This window comes from Enterococcus sp. 5B3_DIV0040, assembly GCF_002140755.1.
In the GTDB taxonomy this organism is placed as follows: Bacteria; Bacillota; Bacilli; order Lactobacillales; family Enterococcaceae; genus Enterococcus_D; species Enterococcus_D casseliflavus.
In genome coordinates this window covers 1,481,581-1,502,899 of sequence record NZ_NGLC01000001.1, presented here as the reverse complement: position 1 = coordinate 1,502,899, position 21,319 = coordinate 1,481,581, and the positions used below count along the sequence as shown (strand labels likewise).

Genomic DNA, 21,319 nt, shown 5'->3' with positions numbered 1-21,319 from the left:
ACGTCAAGAAACTTCACATTTCTTCGATAATTCGGTAAGATAAAAGAAAACGGTAAAGGAGTCATTATGCATAATCTAGCTGATTCATTGATGTCTGGAGCCAATCCAATCTTCGATTTCATCGTTGTCTGTTTAAACTTTCTCTCCATTTTTGTCATCGTTTGGGGTGTATTGATCGCAGGCATTGACTTTGTGCGCTACGAATTAAAAGAAAAGGATCGATTGGTGGCAGCCAGAGAGAATAATTTTATCCGCAATTATTTAGGGAGTTATGTTTTATTAGGTCTGGAGATCTTGATTGCAGCAGATATTATTGAGACGATCATCCACCCTACTTTCGAAGACATCGTACGTCTAGCTGCCGTCGTTATTATTCGGACAGTCATCTCTTATTTCTTGAATAAGGAAATCGAGCGTGCACTGCAAACCACCGATCACCAACCTACCAAGAAAAAGGAAAGCTAGCTGCCATGGCTTTTCTTTGGATTCTTCGGTATAATAGATAGGAATATTTGACATTGGAAGGATCAATCCCTCAGTCAAACTATCCTTAGAAGAAAAGAGGGAAACAATATGTCTTTTGATGGTGTCTTTACCCATTTAATGGTCAAAGAATTACAAAATCAATTAACCAGTGGACGTGTAAACAAAATTCATCAACCTTATGAAAATGAGGTCGTATTTGTGATCCGTTCCCAAGGAAAAAATCACAAACTTTTGCTATCCGCACACCCCACCTATGCTCGTGTACAATGCACAACGATCGCCTATAGCAATCCAGAAATCCCACCGAATTTCTTGATGATGCTACGGAAATATTTAGAAGGGGCGATCTTAGAATCAATCGAACAAATCGACAATGACCGTGTGATCCATTTTCATTTCACGCGACGAGATGAATTAGGTGATTTGCAAGCCCTCGTCTTGATCGTCGAACTAATGGGCCGTCACAGTACGATTTTATTAATGAATAAGACGAGCGGAAAAATCGTCGATACGATCAAACACATTGGTCATTCACAAAATACGTATCGTACCTTATTGCCAGGTGCTGTCTATGTTGCACCACCAAAGCAATCGACGCTTAATCCTTTCACAGCCTCTCGCACCAAAATTTTTGAAGAATTATCTACTCTTGATCCATTGACGGCAAAAGAACTTCAACAACGATTCCAAGGCTTAGGCCGCGATACAGCAGAAGAATTGATCGCTCGAATCAATGCCAATCCCAATGAAAAACTGCGTCAGTGGGAAGCTTTCTTTACAGAGCTTACCCAGGAGCTAGTACCAAGTTATCTCCAGTCAGAGAAAAAGGAATATTTTACACCAATTCCCTATCCATCATTGATCGATGCGACCACCACTGTCACCCATTATCAGAGTCTGAGTGAGCTTTTAGATGCGTTTTATCACGACAAGGCGGAAAGAGATCGGGTCAAACAACAAGGTGGCGAATTACTGAAAAAAATTGAGAATGAACTGAAACGGAACCAGTTGAAGTTAAAGAAACGCCAACAAACGTTGATCGATTCAGAAAACGCCGAAGAATTCCGTCAAAAAGGTGAGCTTTTGACGACCTTTATGAATCAAGTCCCTCGTGGTGCTGCTTCAGTTGATTTGGAAAATTACTATGATGAGAATCGGCTTTTGACGATCAAACTCGATCCTGCTCTGTCTCCCAATCAAAATGCTCAGAAATATTTTCAACGTTACCAGAAATTAAAAAATGCAGTCAAACTGATCCATCAGCAGATTGCCGAAACGAAAGAAGAAATCGCGTATCTCGAATCCGTGTTAGCCCAATTAGAAATTGCCTCTCCCATGGATCTGGCGGTTATTCGGGAAGAACTGATCGCACAAGGCTATGTCAAAAATCGGGCGAAACAGCGTAAAAAAGCTGCTCCTTCGCAACCAGAACGATTTCTTTCTTCAGACGGAACTGAAATTTTCGTCGGAAAAAACAATTTACAAAATGACCAACTGACCTTAAAAACAGCTCGTAAGAGTGATATCTGGCTGCATACCAAAAATATTCCTGGCTCTCATGTCATCATTCGTTCGGATGATCCTAGTGAGACAACCTTAATGGAAGCTGCAGAGCTTGCCGCATATTTCTCAAAATATCGTCAATCTGCCCAAGTACCAGTGGACTACGTGCAAGTCAAACATATTCGGAAACCGAATGGTGCCAAGCCTGGATTCGTCATTTATGAGAATCAAAAAACACTTTTTGTGACACCTGATGAGGGAATTTTGAGATTAAAACAGTCCTAGCTGTTTCTAAGTTTATTCGGATCAAAAATCATAAAGTAATCAATCAAAAAACCGATCACAAGCGCGTGCCTCTTCGCAGCGCTTGTGATCGGTTTTTATGCTTTTTCGTTCTATCTACTGCTCTTTCAGCAACAATTTTGCTTAGCTTGTATCACAAAAGGCAAGCCTTCTCAGAATTCAGCCATCAACATATCTGCTAGATCCGCTAGAATGGCAATTGAACATCACCTGCGGCTAATAGGCTCTGCTGGCTAATAAATCCCGCCATCCTCCATAGTGACTTTCTTCTCAAAATCAAAATGATACAGCTTTTCCCAGTGATTGATATTCAACGTTCCTTTGGTCAAACGGATCGCTAGAAAACAACAGCCTTTATCATCCTCATTGTTAACTTCGTCGTACCAGACAAAGGCTTTGCGAATTTTGCTTCTTAATTCTGCATTTTTAGGGTCTAGCACCCACCCTAAATTCTCTCCTTGACCGATCGCAGTAAACCATTCACCACTGACAGCAATCGCAACTGCTGAATTCTTACTGATTTGCTTCATTTTGTTTGATTGCTCATGAGTTGACACGTAAAAAACGCCGTCTTCATAAAAAGCATCTACTTCTCGGACGACTGGCTGTGTTTCTCCCTTGTCATTCTCGTTACAAGCAGTCGTGGCAAGGGCGATCACATTGTCTTTAAAATGTCCGAATTTTTCTTCAAGTAGTTTTACTCCTTCTTCAAACTGAGTCATTGTACTGTTCCTCCTTACATCTCACTTCTTTTTTTAAAAGGAATCCATAATTCAACATGAACGACATGATTTTCTCTTTCTTGATAAAGCTCAGGGAAAAAATCCTCAGCAATCCACCCCTTCTTCTTTAACCAGAAACGGATATAGCGCATCGCCTTCCCCATATTGATGATCAGTTGCTCTGAAATCGTATCAAAACTGCAAACAACGTAATCCCGAGCCGGTAGCGTCCATTCACTGAAGGTCGATCCCTGTGAGTCATCACCTACTTGGCCAACAAAGTAACTCGAATAGCCTTCTGGCGCATCTCCTGGAAACGAAACACCGATCTGGTAGATGGCATTTCCCGGTTGATTGGCAATCTTTTGAAGAAATTCATGCCAAATTTCTTCAATCGGGTCGATCCCTGTTCGTTGCCCTAGCATTTTCCCATAGTTGAATGGGTAGTAACCGACGATCCCATAGAAGACCAGTGGATGCGGATTGTTTTTTTTCTGGATTTCTAAAACAACCCCTTCACTGATCAATGGGATACCCTCTTCCGTCACAATATAGCCTAATGAAAGATCTGGCTTATCAAAGTTTTGTAAGCCAATGGGCTTTTTCTGATAAAGCGAGGGTGAAATTCTATAGACCGTTTTAAACGTTCTTGAAAAAACGGCATGACTGCTAAAGCCGACTTCAAAAGCGACATCAATGACTCGCTTCTTTTGGTTTTTCAATAAAAGCGCACCTCTTGCCAAACGACGCAGTTTTATATATTCCCTAACAGAAATTTTAACCAAACGAGTGAATAAGCGCTGATAATAAAAAACGGACAATGATGCAACTTGCGCCAACGTTTCGATCTCTAATGGCTCGGTAAGATTGTCTTCAATATAATCGATTGATTTTTGGATTGCCTCCCATGCATGCATATGAATTTCCTTTCTTTTACTATAAAATAATTCGCTAAAAAAGCTTTACCGTGTCTGCTCTTTTTCAATTGATTTAATTGTGTTTCATTTCACAATAAACCAAATACTTAAAACCTGCTTATTGATTAGTTTAGCATAGCCTTTGTGCTCGATACCTATGAAAATAAAAAAAAGACGAGGATTTTCGTCTTTTTTTCCGTTCGTTTTTAAACTATTGTATTGCTTGAAGGTTCCCACTATGTCGGGTTTTATAGGATAATCAGAAGAGAAGTCCGAGAAAAAATAAGTAAAAGGAACCATTTTTATAAATCAATAGAAATAAATAGGCCGATCTTTGCGGTCTTGCAATGGGCGATTATTATTTTCTAATACTTCTTCGCGGAATTCTAAAATGAAGCGACGGCTCATCTCCCCAATCCAGTCAAAGACAAACCAGTTGATTGGCCCTTTCGTTGGTGGGGTCGTCAAGGAACCAACATAATGAAAATGGTGGGTGCGTTCTGGCAAGAACATGCTCGGATCAAACCATTGGGTGTGGTTCTCAAAGTCCCAGATGCTGTCGTCTTGCTGATTGCAGATCCAGTTAAGTTTATCCGTCAGTTTGAATAAGATACCCACCACCAAGTTTTCTCCGTCATCATTCATATGAACGAGGTGAAACTCTAACTCTTGCTGCTCGTCATCGATAATGTGTTCAGACGGCATGTGAAAATGAATATCCGTCAAATAGTAGTTGATCCCTTTAAATGTGACATAGCTTTCTTTGTTATAAGGAACGAAGTGAATCGTATTTTTGAATTCTTTTTCCGTGAACCGCTCTCGTTTATAGTGAAAAGCCAAGTCCTGATCGATGGGTTCTTCGGTCTCATCGTGGACTAAAGCGATTGGGGATTGGTAAGGAAATTCGGCACCTTGTGCATACCAGTCGCACAAAGTGTGCCAATGTTCAGGTCCATTGTCTCCGGAATAACTCCATGGAACGTCCATATTTCTTTTCAAAAAAAACAGCCTCCTAATTCAAGTTGACAGCAAGGTATAGCCCTTCCTATCAAAAAACTTTCTCCCAATGCTATCAGAAAATAGGTAAAAATAAAACGAATATGCTTGGTCATTCCCTCACATATCCGTTTCTTATTTCAATTCCTTATTCACTCAACCAAGCAGCAGGATCTTTACGCCACTCTTGTAACAGGGCAACATCAGATTCTTGAATAGCACCCGTTTCTAAAGCCGACTCGATCAACGCTGTATAGTTTGTCAAAGTCACATAGGATAAACCTGCTTGATCAAAATTTTCTTGGACTTGAGGCAGCTCGTAAGTAAAGATCGCAGCGACGCCTAATACATCGGCTCCTTCTCTTTTGGCTGCTTCACAAGCCTCTAAGACACTGCCACCTGTTGACAATAAATCTTCAATGACGACCATTTTTTGATTTGGTTGGATACGCCCTTCAATTTGATTGCCTTTACCGTGTTCTTTTGCTTTGCTGCGAATATAAACCATTGGCAAATCTAACAATTCAGCGACCCATGCAGCATGGGGAATCCCAGCTGTTGCGGTCCCTGCAATCACTTCTGCTTCTGGGTAAGTCGTTTTGATGACTGCAGCTAAGCCTTTCGCAATGGCGCGACGTACGTGTGGATAACTCATAGTAATTCGATTGTCGCAGTAAATAGGGCTTTTGATGCCGCTTGCCCAAGTAAATGGTTCATTCGGTCGTAAGAAAATCGCCTCGATGTCTAAAAGATCTTTGGCGATTTGATTGGATTGTTCTTTCATTGGCTAGCTTCCTTCCATTCTTGTTTTATTTGCAGATAACTTTCATACGGTGCCTTAGATTGGGTGATTGGACGTCCCACAACGATCATGGTAGCCCCTGCTTTACGAGCTTGTGCAGGTGTCATGATCCGTTTTTGATCACCAACTTCACTGCCAGCTGGTCGGATACCAGGCGTCAAGCGTATGAAGGCATCCGTTGTCCTTTGTTTGATCTGCTTTGCTTCGTGAGCGGAGCAAACAACACCGTCTAACCCAGCTTTTTGGGCACAAGTGGCGTAATGCATGACACTTTCTTGCAGTGACGTCATGATCTGCTGATCATGATGCATTTGTGCCTCACTAGTGGAGGTCAATTGGGTAACTGCAATCAAATCAGGAACTTTGTGCCCTGCGGGGGTTCCTTGCTGCAGGCCTTTTTTAGCAGCAGTCATCATTTCGATCCCACCGGCTGCATGAACATTCGTCAAAGCCACACCTAAAGAAGCTAAGCGTTCCATTGCTCGTCCTACTGTATTGGGAATATCATGTAGTTTTAAATCTAAAAAAATATCATGACCACAGTCTTTTAACCAAGTAACGATCGCTGGTCCTTCTTGGTAGAAAATCTCCATTCCCACTTTCACAAACAACTTTTCCTCTTTAGGAAAATGCGCTAAAAAAGTTTCAATAGCCTGTTTGTTAGGAAAATCTAAGGCAATAATTGGCCGTTCACTCATCACATGTGCTCCTCTCTCACTTCTTTTATCAGCTGTTCCAAAGAAGGGATTCCTAATTCTGCCATTCGTATAGGCAATTCTTCAATCAACTTTGGGCAAATGTAAGGATCGGTAAAGTTTGCGGTTCCGACTGCAACAGCACTAGCACCTGCCAGATACATTTCAAGGACATCATCCACTGACATCACGCCCCCCATGCCAATAATTGGTAATTGAGAAACTTGCGCCACTTGTTTGATCAGGCGAATCGCCACTGGTTTGATTGACGGACCAGACAAGCCCCCCGTTTGGTTAGCTAAAATTGGTTTCCGTGTTTTTAGATCAATCCGCATGCCTAAAAGTGTATTGATCATCGTAAACCCGTCGGCGCCGCCTGCTTCGATCGCTTGTGCAATTGGGACGATATCCGTCACATTCGGCGAAAGTTTGACATAGATCGGCACTTGCGAGACTTTTTTGACCGCTTCAGTCAATGCACCAGCAACCGCAGGATCGGTTCCGAACGTGATGCCGCCATGCTTGACGTTCGGGCAAGAGATATTCAATTCGATCGCTTTGACATTTTCTGCCTGACTGATTTCCTGACACACAAGAACATAATCTTCGACGGTCGAACCGGCAACATTCGCGATGATTGGCAAATCGGGGTGTTTTTGAGCCAAGTCGGGTAAAATTTGATTCATGACCGCTTCTAACCCAGGATTTTGCAACCCGATGGCATTTAACATACCGCTAGGCGTTTCTGCTACCCTTGGGGTCGGATTGCCGAAACGTGGTTCAGGTGTAGTCGCTTTGATCATCACCGCACCTAATTGACTGATGTCATAATATTTATCATATTCTGCACCAAACCCAAAACAGCCGCTGGCAGGCATGATCGGATTTTTTAGACTCAATCCGGGTAGCTCGACATTGATCGACATTAAATGACCACCTTTCTCGCCTGAAATACAGGCCCTTCGTCACAAACTTTGACACTTTTTGTGCCTTGTTCATCATCTTTCGTATGGCAAACACAGGCATAACAGGCACCCATCCCGCAAGCCATTCGCGCCTCCATGGATAATTGAACATCTGGAAGGTCTTCGAAAAGCTGGGCGGTGGTTTTTAAAAGACCGTTATTTCCGCAAGCAAAGACCGCCGCAGGTGTTTGCTCTGCAGCTAATAACAGGTTGCCAACATTTCCTTGTAAACCCGCGCTGCCATCATCGGTAGCGATCCTCGTATCTCCCAGTGCGCGAAATTCCTCTTCATAATACATGACGTCTTTGCTGGCAAAGCCCAAAAAGTGAATGACGTGGACGCCTTGTTGCGTCAGGCGTTTCGATAATTCATAGAGCGGCGGTACACCGATACCGCCCCCTACGATAAATGCAGTGTCCCCTTGGTTTAAATGATGATAGCGAAACCCATTTCCTAACGGTCCCATCACATCGATTGGATCACCAACAGTCATTTCTGAAAAAATTCTTGTGCCATCTCCTTCGACCCGATAAATGATTCGGCATTCTTTTTTCTCAGCATCGATATGATTGATACTGATCGGTCGGCGAAGAAGAAAGGCATTTTGAGGAACCCGCAGGTGTAGAAATTGCCCTGGGGTCCTCATCTCATTGACTAATTCACCCGTCAATGTCATTTCAAAAATCCGCGGTGCCAGTTGACGCTGTTTGCTGATGGTCATGATTTCTTGCTTCATCAAAAAACTCCTTTATCTGCGTTAAATTGCTTTTGTTGAAAAACTGCGGGATTCCATCACTTTTAGAATCGCATCCGCTGTATCAAGAGAAGTAAAGGTCGGTACACCATGTTCCACCGCTTCTCGGCGGATGATAAATCCGTCTTCCGTTGCATTTTGGCGATCTTTGTCCATGGTATTGACTACTACTTGGGTCGTTCCTTTACGGATCAAATCAACAACCGTTTCTTCTGCTTGCTGTTCGGAAATCTTGGCAACCCGAGTCACTTGTAGTCCTTTTTCTTCAAAGTAATCGGCGGTTCCATTGGTAGCCAATAAGGTGAAGCCGACCTCTACGAAACGCGCTGCCAGTGCTGCTGCCTCTTCTTTGCTTTCGTCTGCAACGGTGAAAAGTGCTTTTCCAAATTCAGGAATATGCAGGCCTGATGCCTCAAAAGCTTTATAAAGTGCTTTTGCCAAATCTTTGTCTGATCCCATTACTTCACCCGTTGATTTCATTTCAGGGCCTAAGTAAGTATCGACTTTTAAAAGTTTTGTAAAGGAGAAGACAGGTGCTTTGATGTGTACTTCATTTGGCGTTGGCGCAAGTCCGTCATGATAACCTAACGCTGTGATCTCTTCTCCGAGAATCGCCTTCGTGGCAATTTGGGCCATTGGGATCTCTGTTACCTTGCTTAAAAATGGTACGGTTCGGCTAGCACGAGGGTTTACTTCAATGACATACACTTTGTTCTCATGGATGACAAATTGGATATTCATCATACCGATACAATTTAAACCTAATGCCAAGCGTTTGGTATATTCTTCGATCGTAGCAATTAATTCATCCGAAAGATTTTGCGGTGGATAGACCGCCATTGAATCTCCTGAATGGACCCCTGCACGCTCGATATGTTCCATGATTCCAGGAATCAAAACAGTTTTGCCGTCACAGATAGCATCGACTTCACATTCTTTACCGACCAAGTAACGATCGACCAAAACAGGATGTTCTGGTGATGCTTTCACTGCATGACGCATATAATCTTCTAAATCGGCTTGGTTTTCCACGATTTCCATCGCACGTCCCCCTAAGACATAACTTGGGCGGACTAAAACAGGATAGCCGATTTCTTGAGCGATGGCGATCGCTTCTTGTTCGTTCGTCGCTGTATCCCCTGGTGGTTGCGGAATATCTAGCGCTTGTAATGCTTGCTCAAAGAGATCACGATTTTCGGCACGATCAAGATCTTCAATGCTGGTGCCTAAGATTTTGACCCCAGCTTTTACTAAAGGCTCTGCTAAGTTGATCGCCGTTTGCCCGCCAAATTGGACGATGACCCCAATGGGTTGTTCCAAATCGATGACGTGTAAGACATCCTCTAAGGTCAATGGTTCAAAGTACAGCTTGTCGGAGATAGAAAAGTCAGTCGAAACCGTTTCAGGATTACTGTTCATGATGATCGCTTCATAGCCAGCAGCTTGGATCGCTTTCACCGAGTGCACTGTTGCATAATCGAACTCCACCCCTTGTCCGATTCGGATCGGTCCAGAACCTAGGACAAGAACAGATTCTTTTTCACTGCGCTTGCTTTCATTCTCAAACTCATAGGTGCTGTAGAAATAAGGTGTTGCTGATTCAAATTCTGCGGCACATGTATCTACCATTTTGTAGACGGGCAAAATCTTTTGCTCATGACGCAGCGTGCGGATCTCAGCTTCCGTGGTTTCCCACAGCTCAGCAATCTTTTTATCCGTAAAGCCGTTTTGCTTGGCTTTTTTCAACACATCAAGGGATTGTGGTTCGTTTGCTAATGCTTGTTCGATCTCAAAGATGTGAAGCATCTTATCCAAGAAGAACAAGTCGATTTTCGTCATTTCGTTCAAATCTTCGATGGTGTACCCTCTTCGGATGGCTTCCATGACGTAGAATAGGCGATCATCTTGCGCCTTGATGACTTTTTCCATCAGATCATTGTCAGAAAGAGCTTCTAATTCTTTCATTTCGATATGGTGTGTGCCGATCTCCAATGAACGAACGGCTTTTAATAATGACTCTTCAATATTACGACCGATCGCCATCACTTCACCAGTCGCTTTCATTTGTGTTCCTAATCGACGTTCCCCAGTTTCAAACTTGTCAAACGGCCAGCGAGGAATTTTTGCGACGACATAGTCAAGGGCGGGTTCAAATTCTGCATACGTCGTTTCTGTGACTGGATTTTTCATTTCATCCAATGTTAAACCGACGGCAATTTTCGCTGCCAGTTTGGCAATCGGGTACCCTGTAGCTTTACTTGCTAACGCAGAGGAACGTGAGACCCGTGGATTTACTTCAATGACATAGTAGTTGAAGCTATGAGGATCAAGCGCCAATTGAACGTTACAGCCACCTTCGATTTTTAACGCGCGGATGATTTTTAATGAGGCATCCCGTAACATTTGGTATTCATGGTCTGACAAAGTTTGGCTCGGCGCAAAGACGATGGAATCGCCGGTGTGGATACCGACTGGATCGAAGTTTTCCATATTACAAACGACGATCGCGTTGTCAGCAGAATCTCGCATCACTTCATATTCAATCTCTTTATATCCAGCAATACTCCGTTCAATCAAGCATTGGGTCACTGGCGAGAGCTTCAAGCCGTTTTCAGCGATTTGGCGAAGTTCTTCTTCATTGTTACACATGCCGCCGCCCGTTCCCCCTAGCGTAAATGCTGGACGAACAATGATTGGAAAGCTGATTTTTTTCGCAAATTCAACTGCTGCTTCCACCGTTGACACGATTTCTGATTCTGGGATCGGTTGATCCAATTCTTCCATTAATTGTTTGAATAAATCTCTGTCTTCTGCCTGGTCGATTGCTGCTAATTTGGTTCCTAGCAACTCAATTCCTAATTCATCCAAAATACCTGAGTTGGCTAATTCCATCGCCATATTCAAGCCCGTTTGTCCGCCTAATGTCGGTAAAATTGCATCAGGCTGTTCTTTACGTAAAATCCGTGAGACGAACTCAAATGTGATTGGTTCAATGTAGACTTTGTCAGCAATTTCTTTGTCCGTCATGATCGTTGCGGGATTCGAATTGACTAACACCACTTCGTAGCCTTCTTCTCGTAAAGCTAAGCAAGCTTGTGTACCGGCATAATCAAACTCTGCCGCTTGTCCTATAATAATCGGTCCAGAACCGATAACCATGATTTTCTTGATATCTGTACGTTTTGGCATATTAGTTCTGCTCCTTCCATGCATCGATCATCTCTAAAAATTCGTCAAATAAGTGGACTGCATCATGCGGGCCTGGTGCCGCATCTGGGTGGTACTGGACACTGAATGCTGGGTAACGGCGATGACGAACCCCTTCGATCGTGCCATCGTTCACTTCGACGTGGGTTACCATTAGTTTTTCTGGATCGATGGATGCTTCATCCACAGCAAAGCCATGGTTTTGTGAGGTGAAATCGATCCGACCAGTGGCGATCTCTCTTACCGGATGGTTTAATCCGCGGTGACCGAATTTCATTTTATAGGTATCTGCTCCATTCGCTAATGAGAAGAGCTGATGGCCTAAACAAATCCCGAAGATTGGTACCTTGCCTTGAATCCCTTGTATCATTTTAATTGCTTCTGGCAAGCTTTTGGGATCGCCTGGTCCATTCGTCAGCATTACACCATCTGGTGCGAGGTCTAAAATTTCTTGGGCTGTCGTATTGTATGGCAAAATCGTTAAATTGCAGTTGCGGCGTGACAACTCCCGTAAAATACTGTGCTTCAAGCCGAAGTCGATGACCACGATATTGCGACCCGTTCCAGGACTTGGATAAGGTTTTGAGGTAGAAACTTGTGCCACTTGATTGGTTGGTAAAACCGCCGCTTTTAATTGATCAAAGGCATGATCAAAGACATCGCCTGCATCAACGATACTCGCTTTCATGGTTCCGTGTTGACGAATCTTTCTCGTCAACGCTCGTGTATCGATTCCTGCGATCCCTGGAATATTTTTGCGTTTTAAAAATTCGTCTAACGTCAGCTGTTTTCGCCAATTGCTCGCTAGACGCGCGTGTTCTTTCACAACAACCCCTTTACAAGTTGGTGAAATTGATTCGTAATCGTCTCGGTTGACGCCGTAATTGCCAACCATCGGATACGTAAACGTAATGATTTGTCCGTTAAAGCTTTGATCCGTAATGGCTTCTTGATACCCTGTCATGCTTGTGGTAAAAACGATCTCACCAAAAACATTGACACTGGCACCAAACCCTTCGCCTTCAAAGTATGTTCCATCTTCTAAAATAAGCCAACGCTTCATATTATTGCCCACCTTTTTGCCATACTGTTTTACCATTTACAAATGTATAACTCGTATCCCCATATAACGTCCATCCACCGAAAGGCGTATTGACTCCTTTTGATAGGAATTGCTTAGGATCCACGTTATAAGCTGATTCTAAGTCAAAAATTGCCAGGTCGGCTTTGTCTCCGACCATCATCGTTCCAGCACTTAGACCAAAGAGCGACGCTGGTTTCACGGTCATCCAATCCACTAGCTGCTGCAAGGTAAAGCGTCCTGTTTTCACAAAATGAGTGTACAACAATTGGAAGGCATATTCTGATCCGACGATGCCAAATGGTGCTTTTAAAAAGCTTTGCATTTTTTCTTCATAGCCATGTGGGGCATGATCCGTCGCGATACAATCGATCGTGCCATCCAACAGACCTTCGATCAACGCTTCACGGTCTTCTTGCCCACGTAACGGTGGGTTCATTTTCCAAAAGCCTTCATCGGCAGGAATATCTTCATCGATGAGAAGCAAATGGTGGGGAGAAACTTCGGCTGTCACATGGATCCCAGCTTTTTTGGCATCTCGAATCACTCGAACACTTTCTTTCGTAGAGACATGGCAGACATGGTAATGGGCTCCTGTTGCTTCCGCTAAAAGCACATCCCGAGCGATTTGAGATGCTTCTGTTACACTCAAGATCCCTGGCAATCCAAGTTCTTCCGCTTTTTTACCAGCATGCATCACGCCGCCAAAGAGTAAGGAATCATCTTCTGTATGGGCAACCAATGCCAAGTCATTTTCGGCGGCTTGCTTCATTGCCAAATACATTGTGCCAGCAGTCTGAACCCCGACACCGTCATTTGTTAAGGCAAATGCCCCCGCGGCTTTCATTCCAGCTGCATCCGTCAACGTTTCGCTGCGCAAGTTTTCGGTGATCGGGGCGTATTGTAAGACATTGATTGATGCATCTGCGTTGATTTTTTCGTAAACAGCTGCTAATTTTTCTGGTGTATCAGGAACTGGGTCAAGGTTTGGCATTGCGCAAACTGTCGTAAACCCACCACGAGCGGCTGCCATGCTGCCCGTTTCGATTGTTTCTTTGTATTCAAAGCCCGGTTCTCTGAAGTGTACATGAACATCCACTAAACCTGGTGTGATCAATTGCTCTTTGGCATCGATGACTTCGTCAAAATCTGTTTCGGGAAATTCTGTACCGATCCCGCGAATGATTCCGTCTTCGATCCAAATTGCTGCAGGAACACAGTGATTGTCTTTTTTGATGATTTTACCGTTTTTAATGAGCGTTTTCATGTAAACTTCCTCCTCTAATTCATTCCTTTTTGCCTGTTAGGCCTTACCGTTCAACACCGCTTCAAGAATTGCCATTCGAACAAAGACGCCATTGGACATCTGGGTGATGATTCGCGAGCGTAAGCTTTCAACTAAGGCATCAGCTAACTCCACATCGCGATTGACTGGTGCTGGGTGCATAATGATCGCATGCTCTTTCATTCTTGCGGCGCGTTCGACGGTCAACCCGTGATTTTTTAAGTATTCTTCTTTTGAAAAGCTTTCCGTTCCATCATGGCGCTCGTGCTGGACACGAAGCATCATCATGACATCGACTTCTGCGACCAATTCGTCGAGTGGCATCCAGTGACCGTATACTTCAAATTCTTCGTCATACCATTCCTTTGGACCTGAGAAGAAGACTTTCGCGCCGAGACGCTTCAACATTTGCATGTTTGATTTCGCGACCCGTGAGTGGGTGATGTCGCCTACGATTGCGACTTTCAAGTCGTCAAAGTGCCCGAACTCTTCATAGATCGTCATCAGATCTAGCAAACATTGCGTTGGGTGTTGGCCGCTGCCGTCCCCGCCATTGATGATACTGCACTGGATCGTTTTGCTTTGGATCAAAGAGTCGTAGTAGTTTTCATCGCCGTGGCGAATGACCGCAACGTCTACACCTAAAGCCGACATCGTCAAGACCGTGTCATACAAGGTCTCGCCTTTTTGAACAGAGCTGGTGGAGGCTTCAAATTCGATGACTTCGATCCCTAGTTTTTTCTCAGCAACATCGAAGCTTTTGTGGGTTCTGGTACTGTTCTCAAAAAAGAGATTTGTTGCGAAATATTGTTCTTTTTGGGGCATCCATTTCGCCCCTCTTTTGAATTCTTGTCCTCTGCGGATGAGTCCCATCACTTCACGGTCTGTCAATGCTTCGACCGTCAAAAGATGCTTTAAGCTGATTCTTTCGGATTGAATAATCATGAATGAATTCCTCCTTTGATTCTGTTTAAACGATGAGTTGGCACAAGTTATTTTTCTTCGCTGCGAGAGCTGTCAGGTAAAATAAGATTCAAGAAGATTCCTAGGACAGTTGCTAACGCCATTGCGGATAAGGTGAAGGTACCGACCGTGAAGACAAGCCCGCCGATTCCTACCACAAGGATCACTGACGCAATGATCAAATTCTTCTTACGATCAAAATCGATTTTATTGTCGATCAAAATTTTCAACCCGCTGGCAGCGATGACGCCAAAGAGCAGGAAGCTGATCCCTGAGATGACTGGACCAGGAATACTTAAGATCAATGCGCTTAGTTTTCCAACGAAGCCTAGTACGATGGCTAGAATTGCCGCACCACCGATGACGAACACACTGTGGACCCGTGTAATTGCTAAAACCCCGATGTTTTCTCCGTAACTTGTCACTGGGGGTCCCCCAACGAGACCGGCTGCGATTTGAGCAAAACCATCGCCCAAAAGTGTTCGGTTCAAGCCTGGCTCTTCAAAAAAGTTCCGCTTCGTTAATTTGTTCAAGACCATCAGATGACCGATGTGTTCGGTCATGGTAACAAAAGCGATCGGCGCCATCGTCGTGATCGCATTCAGATACAGTTTTGGTTCATAGTTAATGAAGGGAATCTCGAAGTTCGGCATGCCAAACCAGTTGGCGTCAATGATGGGCTGTACATCGACGATTCCCACTGCTAAGGCGATCAAGTATCCGCCCACGATCCCCAGAAGGATCGGAATCAGTCCTAAGAACCCTCGCAGAAACATATTGAAGAAAATCGTTAATCCTAAGGTAGCCAAGGCTACCAGAATGTACTTGAAATCGTAGACTGAGTCATTGTACATCGCATTCTGAGCTGCGTTAGCGGCTAACCCTAATCCAATCACCATAATCACAGGACCGACAATGATCGGTGGTAAGATCTTATCCAACCAAGCAGCACCTGCACGTTTAATGATCATCGAAACGATCACGTAGACCAACCCAGTCGTGATGGCGCCTTGTGCAATAGCTGGGTAGCCGTCAGATTTCATCAGCATCTGCATCGCTGCGATAAACGCAAAGCTGCTGCCTAGATACGCTGGAATCTTCCCTTTCGTCGTAACCAAGTAAACCAATGTTCCAATACCTGAACTAACTAAAGCGATGCTGGGGTTGATCCCAACGAGGATCGGAACTAAAACGGTTGCCCCAAACATCGTGAAAAGATGTTGTAAGCTTAGGCCTAACCAAGGCAGTGCTTTGGGCCGATCTTTGATGTCTAAAACTGCGTCTGGATTGCGAAATTCTTGCTTCTGCATGTTGCTGTCACTCTTCTTCCTAGTCGTTTTCTTTATTGATCATGATCCGGTCAGAACCATCTGATTCTTCCATCTCCACGATAATTTCTTCACTTAAAGCAGTTGGAATATTTTTTCCAACAAAATCTGCCCGAATCGGCAGTTCACGATGACCGCGGTCAACTAAAACGGCGAGTGAGATTCTTTTTGGTCGACCAATATCCATGATGGCATCCAAAGCTGCCCGAATCGTCCGTCCTGTAAACAAGACATCATCGATCAAGATGACTTCTTTGCCATCAATGGCAGTCGGGATGTCTGATGAATGGATCTCTGGATCATCTTCTGTCTTTTTGTCATCTCGGTACAAGGTGATGTCCAATTCACCGACAGGTACTTCTACGCCTTCTAGTTGTTTTAAACGTTCTGCTATTCGTTGCGCGATATAGATGCCGCGGGTTTTGATCCCTACCAGCACCAAGTTATCAATGCCGCGATTTCTTTCTATAATTTCATAGGTGATCCGCGTTAACGCTCGTTTCATTGTTACTGCATCTACTACTTCTTTCGCTGCCATATGTTATTCCCTCCTAATTTTGAACATAAAAAAACTCCTACCTGCTTGAGGTAGGAGTCATGTTTTCCGATCGTTGCCTAAAATCCCATTCTGTGGATTTTGGGTACACGTTATCATCTAGTAAGGGTTCGAATCTCCAACGCGGGAGTCGTCTGCTTACTCATTCCTTCTTAGCCTCACGGGACTACATTTAAAGGAGCTATTTAGTTGTTACAATTACTATACAGTTCTCACACAAAAAAATCAATCATTTTTTCGCAATTTTTTTAACGTGTCCGCGAACAGCTCTGGTAATGGCGCTTCAAAGACTAGCGACTCGCCTGTTGTTGGGTGGGTGAAGCCTAGAAGCTTGGCATGTAAAAACTGCCCATTGCCTTTTAGCGTGCGTTTAGGTCCATATAGCGGATCGCCAGCTAGCGGAAAACCGATGTACTGCATGTGGACTCTTATTTGATGGGTTCTTCCTGTTTCCAGCTGTAGTTCTACTAAGGTGAACTGCTCGAAGCGCTCCAACACGGTGAAGTGAGTGACAGCGGGTTTGCCATTTTCGATCACGGCTTGCATTTTGCGATTGACTTTTGAGCGACCGATCGGTGCATTGATGGTGCCTTTTTCGTGGCTGATCGTACCATGAACCAATGCTACATACTTGCGTAACGATGTTTTGTCTTTCAATTGTTTCGCTAACGACTCATGTGCCTGATCATTTTTGGCGATCATTAACAGACCCGACGTATCTTTGTCGATTCGATGAACGATTCCTGGCCGAACAACATCATTGATCGTGGATAAATCATCCATATGGTACAATAACGCATTAACCAAGGTGCCATTTGGATGCCCAGCGGATGGATGAACCACCATCCCTTGCGGTTTGTTGATGACTGCCACATCAGCATCTTGATAGACGATCGTCAAAGGAATATTTTCTGGTTGTAAGTCTACAACTTCAGGTTCTGGTACTTGGATGATCAAGTGATCACCTGCTTTTACCTTATAATTTGCCCGAACCGTTTCGCCCTTCAATGTGACCGCATCTTCTTTTAGCCACTGCTGGATTTGTGACCGACTATGATTTGGCAAGCGTTCAGCCAACACTTTGTCGACCCGCCCTTTTTCTTCTTTAATGATTACTTCAATTTGCTTTTCCATTTGATTCTCCTTGTTTCCCTTTTGCTTCGTCATCTACCAGTGCATAAATAAAAATCAAGATCACCCCGAACACTAATGACATATCAGCGATATTGAAAATTGGGAAATTGATAAAATCAAGCTGGAACATATCGACCACAAAGCCATGCTGCAACCGATCGATAAAATTACCGATCGCCCCACCTAGAACAAACGCCAGTCCGAAACGAAACCATAGACTGCTTTTTTGGTAGCGAAACAATAGGTAAACAACAACAGCAACCGCGATAACGGTGATGATCGCAAAAAAGGTGATTTTTCCTTCTAGAATACTCCAAGCTGCACCCGTATTCTGAAGATAGGTCAGGGACAACACATTGTCGATCAGAGAATGTGTTTCACCCAGTTGATAATTGGCAACGATCCAAATTTTCAGCCATTGATCCAAGCCAATGACAACAGCACTTAACAAAAAAAACAACGCGATCATAAATTTTCCACTCTTTCTTCTTTAAAAATATCTCGCGGACGGATGATGCCCAAGAGATTTCCATTCGGATTTTTATCCTTGGTGATCAAAACCGCCTCAAGCAGGGCATTTTTTTGAAACAATTCTTCCACTTCTACGATGGTCGTTTCAGCCGACACGAAACAATAATTCGATCGTTTCCCATCTCCTGCTAATAATTCATCTGCCGTTCTGCCTGCCAACTTGATTTCACCATGGAGACTTTCTTTCGCTAACCAGTATCCCAGCATCCGCAAGGTGATCAAGCCCAAAAATCGACCATTATCATAGATCGGAAATTGTGAATAGCGCTTTTGGGCAACGATTTTCAATAACTCTGGTAATGGCAGGTGCTTTTCAAAACCAGTCACTCGTTTCGCAAAACGCGGCATGACTTTTTCAGGTGCCAGCAAGGAGCGTTCAATTTCTTGGATGCGATTGACGACCCATTCATTCGGTTCCGCAATGACAAAGTTTTCTCCGATTTTTTCATGTACGATGGCATTGCGCAGCTGAGCCATTTGTAATAGATCATCTTCTGCTCTTCTGACATTGATATTTTTGCTTTTTGACAAGCGACGAACCATTTCAGAAAAACCCATATTCCGCGGATTATCCAATTCGTCACGAAGCCGCTTTTCGATTCGATTGAAACTGCTCAAAAATTGATCTGCACCACTAGCCATGAGGAACCTCCTTGATAAGATACGCTTTTTTTAAATAAATCAAAATAAAGACAAAATATGCCACTAAATACACACCGACAAAAAGCAACGAGTAAAGGGAGATGGATAATAAGCCCAATACCCCCATCATGAGAAAAAGGCTTAAATAAAAGCCGATATATATTCTTTTAAGCGCAGGATTCATCACGACCTCCAGCTTGAGCGCTGATTGGCCTTTTGGTAACTGAAAAGGCTGACTTTCTAAAAAAAACATGCGCACACGAATCGGCGTCTGCTCAGCTAGCCCCAAAAAAATCGTTTGCTGATGATTGATGGCAGCGATTCTTTTTTTTCCTTGCATGACCTCCAAGGGACTGCCCATTCCATAAAAACCAGTCCTCCTAGTTAGTTGTAGCTCCATTGACAAAGATCACCTCAATTGGTTAAGTATACTTGATTATCAAAAGAAAGAAAATAGACTTTTGCTTGCTTCCTTGATTATTATAACAAGAATCCCTACTTTTATCTTCCATCACGTCTAATGAACGAGAAAAAGACGAATGCCGCTTGCACCCGTCCTTTCAAATCATCTCTTTCCGTTTTTCCGTTTCAAATGCCGCGAATGCCTTCTTTGTTTGTGATAGCTCTTTTAGAAAAGACCGATCGCTTGGCCATCAGAAGTCACGTCCATATTGATGGCGGCAGGTTTCTTCGGTAATCCTGGCATCGTCATCACGGCACCTGTCAAGGCTACGATAAAGCCAGCCCCTAATTTTGGCACGAATTCGCGAATCGTTACTGTAAAGTCATCTGGTGCGCCCAATCGCTTTGGATCATCACTGAAGGAATACTGGGTTTTTGCCATACAGATCGGCAGCTGATCCCAGCCTTGTTCTTTGAAGCTTTGCAACTGTGCCTTGGCTTTCGGCGCAAACTCAACCTCTGCCCCGCCATAGATCTCACGCACGATCAAAGAAGCTTTATCCGCTAAAGGCAAATCGTCGGTATACAAGCGTTGATAGTTGGCAGGTTTTTCCTCGATTACTTGAACCACTGCTTTTGCTAGATCCGTTCCACCTGCACCACCGTCTGCCCAAACGGCTGTCCGTGCGATGGTGACGTCGATTTGCTGGCACATGGTTTCGACTAGTGTTCGCTCCGCTTCGGTGTCTTGTGAGAACTCATTAAGCGCAACGACAACTGGAATCCCGTATTTACGCATGTTTTCAACATGTCGCTTTAAATTACTGAAGCCTAACTCTAATGCTTTTAAGTTTTCTGTCCCTAAATCAGCCACAGCGACCCCACCATGCATCTTCAGTGCTCTGATCGTCGCTACTACTACGATCGCATCTGGTGCCTTTGATAAGTTCGGTGTTTTGATATCAAGAAATTTCTCTGCCCCTAAGTCAGCACCAAACCCAGCTTCGGTCACCGTGTATTCGCCTAAGTGCAAAGCCGTCTCGGTTGCGATGACACTATTACACCCATGGGCGATATTTGCAAAAGGTCCGCCATGGATCAGCGCAGGGGTTCCTTCAATCGTTTGAACAAGATTCGGTTTGAGGGCATCTTTTAAAAGTAAGGCTAAAGCACCTTGGACCGCCAGATCTTTTACGTAAATCGGTTGTTTCTCAAAAGAATAACCAATTAAAATCTTTCCTAATCGCTCTTTTAAATTATCAATGCTTGTTGCCAAGCACAAAATCGCCATGATTTCACTAGCAACGGTGATGTCAAAACCGTCTTCTCGGGGAACGCCTTGTAACGGTCCCCCTAGACCGACAATCACTTGTCGTAACGCTCGATCATTCAAATCGACAACTCGTTTCCATGTGACCCGACGTCCGTCGATCCCCAACTCATTGCCTTGCTGGATATGATTGTCGATCAATGCAGACAAGGCATTGTTTGCTGCTGTGATCGCATGCATATCGCCAGTGAAGTGTAAGTTGATGTCCTCCATCGGCAACACTTGTGCTTTGCCGCCGCCGGTGGCGCCGCCTTTGATGCCCATTACTGGTCCTAAAGATGGCTCACGTAAAGCGATGACGGTTTGCTTGCCGATTTGATTTAACGCATCTGCAAGTCCAATGGTCACGGTTGACTTGCCTTCTCCAGCGGGTGTCGGACTGATCGCTGTGACTAAAATGAGTTTACCCAGCGGATTGTTTGCTTTTTCGGTGATTGCCGACCATTCGATTTTTGCTTTATACTTGCCATAAAGTTCCAGGTCATCGCCTGTTAAACCAAGTGGTTCAGCAATTTCAATAATCGGTTTAGGCATTGATTCTTGTGCAATTTCGATATCTGATTTCATTTTTACCCTCAATTCACGAACTATTTAGCACTTTAAAATGTATTTTGTTTGCTATGCTCTTATTATACTTGATTTTATTCAGAAAGAAAGAGAGATTTTTCACACTTTTACAAGAAGTTTCACGAATCCTTTATGTAAACAAAAAACAA

General features: G+C 43.8%; 20 protein-coding genes. 2 read left to right on the top strand and 18 right to left on the bottom strand.

Features of this window, described 5'->3' with window-relative positions; all coding sequences use genetic code 11:
• Positions 1-66 precede the first annotated feature (66 nt).
• Together A5883_RS07060 and efbA are read left to right on the top strand one after the other, a co-directional pair.
• Positions 67-465, top strand: a complete 399-nt coding sequence (locus A5883_RS07060) for a DUF1622 domain-containing protein (protein WP_086338200.1) — start codon at positions 67-69, stop codon at positions 463-465.
• 108 nt (positions 466-573) lie between these two features.
• Positions 574-2,274 carry a fibronectin-binding protein EfbA gene (gene efbA / locus A5883_RS07055; protein WP_086338199.1) on the top strand — a complete coding sequence of 567 codons (1,701 nt, stop codon included), beginning with the start codon at positions 574-576 and terminating at the stop codon, positions 2,272-2,274.
• Positions 2,275-2,525: 251 nt separating this feature from the next.
• Here the strand turns inward: efbA and A5883_RS07050 are convergent, their stop codons facing one another.
• The 18 genes from A5883_RS07050 to A5883_RS06965 all read right to left on the bottom strand — a co-directional run bounded on the left by A5883_RS07050 (position 2,526) and on the right by A5883_RS06965 (position 21,170).
• Positions 2,526-3,014 (bottom strand): pyridoxamine 5'-phosphate oxidase family protein, encoded by a 489-nt coding sequence (locus A5883_RS07050; RefSeq protein ID WP_060791939.1) that lies wholly within the window; start codon positions 3,012-3,014, stop codon positions 2,526-2,528.
• Positions 3,015-3,028: 14 nt separating this feature from the next.
• Positions 3,029-3,931 (bottom strand): AraC family transcriptional regulator, encoded by a 903-nt coding sequence (locus A5883_RS07045; RefSeq protein ID WP_086338198.1) that lies wholly within the window; start codon positions 3,929-3,931, stop codon positions 3,029-3,031.
• A 309-nt stretch (positions 3,932-4,240) separates the two neighbouring features.
• Positions 4,241-4,918, bottom strand: coding sequence for a carbonic anhydrase family protein (locus tag A5883_RS07040; protein WP_017144366.1), 678 nt, complete (start codon positions 4,916-4,918; stop codon positions 4,241-4,243).
• 157 nt (positions 4,919-5,075) lie between these two features.
• Positions 5,076-5,711, bottom strand: coding sequence for an orotate phosphoribosyltransferase (gene pyrE / locus A5883_RS07035; RefSeq protein WP_005226111.1), 636 nt, complete (start codon positions 5,709-5,711; stop codon positions 5,076-5,078).
• Positions 5,708-6,427 (bottom strand): orotidine-5'-phosphate decarboxylase, encoded by a 720-nt coding sequence (gene pyrF, locus A5883_RS07030; protein WP_086338197.1) that lies wholly within the window; start codon positions 6,425-6,427, stop codon positions 5,708-5,710. Before pyrF ends, pyrE begins: the two co-directional genes overlap by 4 nt.
• The gene (locus A5883_RS07025) at positions 6,427-7,350 is read right to left on the bottom strand and encodes a dihydroorotate dehydrogenase (protein ID WP_005226113.1); all 924 of its coding nucleotides are present in this window, start codon (positions 7,348-7,350) and stop codon (positions 6,427-6,429) included. The genes pyrF and A5883_RS07025 overlap by 1 nt, the downstream gene beginning before the upstream one ends.
• Positions 7,350-8,126 (bottom strand): dihydroorotate dehydrogenase electron transfer subunit, encoded by a 777-nt coding sequence (locus A5883_RS07020; RefSeq protein WP_005226114.1) that lies wholly within the window; start codon positions 8,124-8,126, stop codon positions 7,350-7,352. Before A5883_RS07020 ends, A5883_RS07025 begins: the two co-directional genes overlap by 1 nt.
• Before the next feature lie 21 nt (positions 8,127-8,147).
• Complete coding sequence (gene carB, locus A5883_RS07015) at positions 8,148-11,333, bottom strand: carbamoyl-phosphate synthase large subunit (RefSeq protein ID WP_086338196.1); 3,186 nt, start codon at positions 11,331-11,333, stop codon at positions 8,148-8,150.
• A gap of 1 nt (position 11,334) precedes the next feature.
• Positions 11,335-12,414 carry a carbamoyl phosphate synthase small subunit gene (locus A5883_RS07010; RefSeq protein WP_010748372.1) on the bottom strand — a complete coding sequence of 360 codons (1,080 nt, stop codon included), beginning with the start codon at positions 12,412-12,414 and terminating at the stop codon, positions 11,335-11,337.
• A 1-nt stretch (position 12,415) separates the two neighbouring features.
• On the bottom strand, positions 12,416-13,699 hold the full coding sequence (locus A5883_RS07005) for a dihydroorotase (RefSeq protein WP_015509725.1): 1,284 nt from the start codon (positions 13,697-13,699) through the stop codon (positions 12,416-12,418).
• A gap of 36 nt (positions 13,700-13,735) precedes the next feature.
• On the bottom strand, positions 13,736-14,662 hold the full coding sequence (locus A5883_RS07000) for an aspartate carbamoyltransferase catalytic subunit (protein ID WP_005226118.1): 927 nt from the start codon (positions 14,660-14,662) through the stop codon (positions 13,736-13,738).
• Positions 14,663-14,709: 47 nt separating this feature from the next.
• Complete coding sequence (locus tag A5883_RS06995) at positions 14,710-15,990, bottom strand: solute carrier family 23 protein (RefSeq protein WP_086338195.1); 1,281 nt, start codon at positions 15,988-15,990, stop codon at positions 14,710-14,712.
• Between the two features lie 19 nt (positions 15,991-16,009).
• Entirely contained in the window at positions 16,010-16,546 is a 537-nt protein-coding gene (gene pyrR, locus A5883_RS06990; protein WP_005231374.1) for a bifunctional pyr operon transcriptional regulator/uracil phosphoribosyltransferase PyrR, read from the bottom strand.
• A 243-nt stretch (positions 16,547-16,789) separates the two neighbouring features.
• A complete protein-coding gene (locus A5883_RS06985) occupies positions 16,790-17,698 on the bottom strand; it encodes an RluA family pseudouridine synthase (RefSeq protein WP_005226121.1) in 909 nt (302 codons plus the stop codon).
• Positions 17,682-18,167: a signal peptidase II gene (gene lspA, locus A5883_RS06980; protein ID WP_005226122.1), complete on the bottom strand. Its 486-nt coding sequence runs from the start codon at positions 18,165-18,167 to the stop codon at positions 17,682-17,684. Before lspA ends, A5883_RS06985 begins: the two co-directional genes overlap by 17 nt.
• Positions 18,164-18,871, bottom strand: a complete 708-nt coding sequence (locus A5883_RS06975; RefSeq protein ID WP_005226123.1) for a CBS domain-containing protein — start codon at positions 18,869-18,871, stop codon at positions 18,164-18,166. Before A5883_RS06975 ends, lspA begins: the two co-directional genes overlap by 4 nt.
• Positions 18,864-19,271 carry a hypothetical protein gene (locus tag A5883_RS06970; protein WP_074933801.1) on the bottom strand — a complete coding sequence of 136 codons (408 nt, stop codon included), beginning with the start codon at positions 19,269-19,271 and terminating at the stop codon, positions 18,864-18,866. Before A5883_RS06970 ends, A5883_RS06975 begins: the two co-directional genes overlap by 8 nt.
• A gap of 228 nt (positions 19,272-19,499) precedes the next feature.
• On the bottom strand, positions 19,500-21,170 hold the full coding sequence (locus A5883_RS06965; RefSeq protein ID WP_015509731.1) for a formate--tetrahydrofolate ligase: 1,671 nt from the start codon (positions 21,168-21,170) through the stop codon (positions 19,500-19,502).
• Positions 21,171-21,319: the final 149 nt, after the last annotated feature.